General features: G+C 64.3%; 2 protein-coding genes. Both read left to right on the top strand.

The genetic code is table 11. The features are described from left to right. Positions 1-53 precede the first annotated feature (53 nt). Entirely contained in the window at positions 54-287 is a 234-nt protein-coding gene (locus tag VGS97_RS11875; RefSeq protein WP_326853439.1) for a hypothetical protein, read from the top strand. A gap of 1 nt (position 288) precedes the next feature. Further along, entirely contained in the window at positions 289-687 is a 399-nt protein-coding gene (locus tag VGS97_RS11870; protein WP_326853438.1) for a type II toxin-antitoxin system VapC family toxin, read from the top strand. Positions 688-1,743 lie beyond the last annotated feature (1,056 nt).

Genomic DNA, 1,743 nt, shown 5'->3' with positions numbered 1-1,743 from the left:
CCGTGCCGCCATCCCCACTTGCATTGTAAGACAAATCGTCTTACAATTCGTTCATGGCCGACACCATCACCATTCGCCCCGACGCCGAAACCTCTCACGCCCTCGACATACTCACACACGACGGCGCGAGCCGCTCCGCCGCGATCCGGCAGGCGATCATCGAAGCCGGGATGCGCGCTGAGCGCGCCGCAGCGATGAAGCGGGCCATCTTGCGCATGGAACTGGGCAAACCCGACGGCGTTGACGTTGCACAGCTCATCGCCGCCGAACGGATGGACGAACACTGAAGTGGCCGGTTCCATCTACCTAGACTCGGCTGCGGTCGTCAAGCTGGTCCACGCCGAGAACGAGACTCAGGTGTTACGTGAATGGCTCGACAAACGCATCGACTCGCCCTGGACCAGTTCGGCCCTGTTAGAGGTCGAGGCTTTCCGTGCCTTGGCGCGCTACGCCCCCGAATCGGCGTCCAGGCTCCACCACGTGCTCGACCTGGTGAACCTCATTGACATCGACGTCAGCATCCGGATCCTGGCTCAGACGGTCAAGCCGACAACCGTGCGGTCCTTGGACGCGATCCATCTGGCCACCGCGCTGCGGGTCCGCCCCACGTTCTTCATCACGTATGACAAACGCCTGGCCGACGCGGCGCAAGAAGCCGGGCTCGCCGTCCAGATGCCCGGAACGTGAGCCACGGCAACATTAGCGGTCTAATACAACAAACAGGGCTTCCGGATTCACCGGAAAGCCCTGTTTTATCCACTTGTGGAGATGGCCATGGCCTACTCAAACCTATCGCCGCAGGTCAGCGGCTACGAGCAGCCGACCCTACGGCCGAACCGCGAACACCACGAGATTTAAGCTCGACCACCCGGCGTCCGCCGACGTATCTGGTTGTCCGCTGACGCTGCGACATCGCAGCTCAGTCCAATCGCCGTGCGTCGGTGGACACAGGCGCATCTGGGCATGTCAATATCTGCCATAAGACCACAATTGAGAGCACGCTAAATCAGCGGGCTCAAGTGCTGATCGATCTGAAGAGTAGTTTCTCCACAAGGATCAAGGCACCCGCCCTGCGGTCGGGTGCAGCCCGGCGCCGCCCGAGCCGTCGCCTCCTGTCTTCGCCTCGGCTCCGTCTCGGCCCGCGCCGGGCACACACCCGCGGGAGCGCAAGCCGACCAAGGCGAGGTATCAGAGCCCAGCCGAGCAGGCCATCCGAAGCTCACAACGGCGCAGCTACGTGAAGCCAAACACGGCTGGCCTGGACCGGTCAGACCACAGGCATCAGGTCGGCGCGGTTCGCCCGGCACACTCGCTCGCGCCGGCGTTCCGCACGCGGCGGCACGCCGGCGACCGCGCGACAGAGCCGAGGAGAACGGACAGGACCGGAACGACACACGCGGCGGCCGACGGAGCAGCAGAAACCTTTCACAGCAGCTCTGACCCGCGATGGCACGACCACGACCCGCATCGCAGACCACGCAGCCGAGTGGGAACAGGCCGGTCAGAGGGAACAACTGGCGTCATGCGCGACAGCCCATACTGTGCGAACGGACACGGCGTGTGACGCACAGCAACGACTGCTGCTGTGGGCAGAAGGGAAAGGCAGCAGCTGCCCTCCGAGGAGAAGGGGGAAGATCCGTAAGCGGGGCGAGTGCGGAAAGGGGGAGAGTGCGGGTCGGTTCTGGTCATCCCCTCGCCGGTCATCGCAAGCGACTTCCGGGCCGCGCCGAGGGGTGCAAGGCG

The organism is Actinocrinis sp. (genome assembly GCF_035946395.1).
GTDB lineage: Bacteria > Actinomycetota > Actinomycetes > Streptomycetales > Catenulisporaceae > Actinocrinis.
The sequence above is the reverse complement of the archived record's forward strand: the minus strand, read 5'-3'. Positions and strand labels throughout refer to the sequence as shown.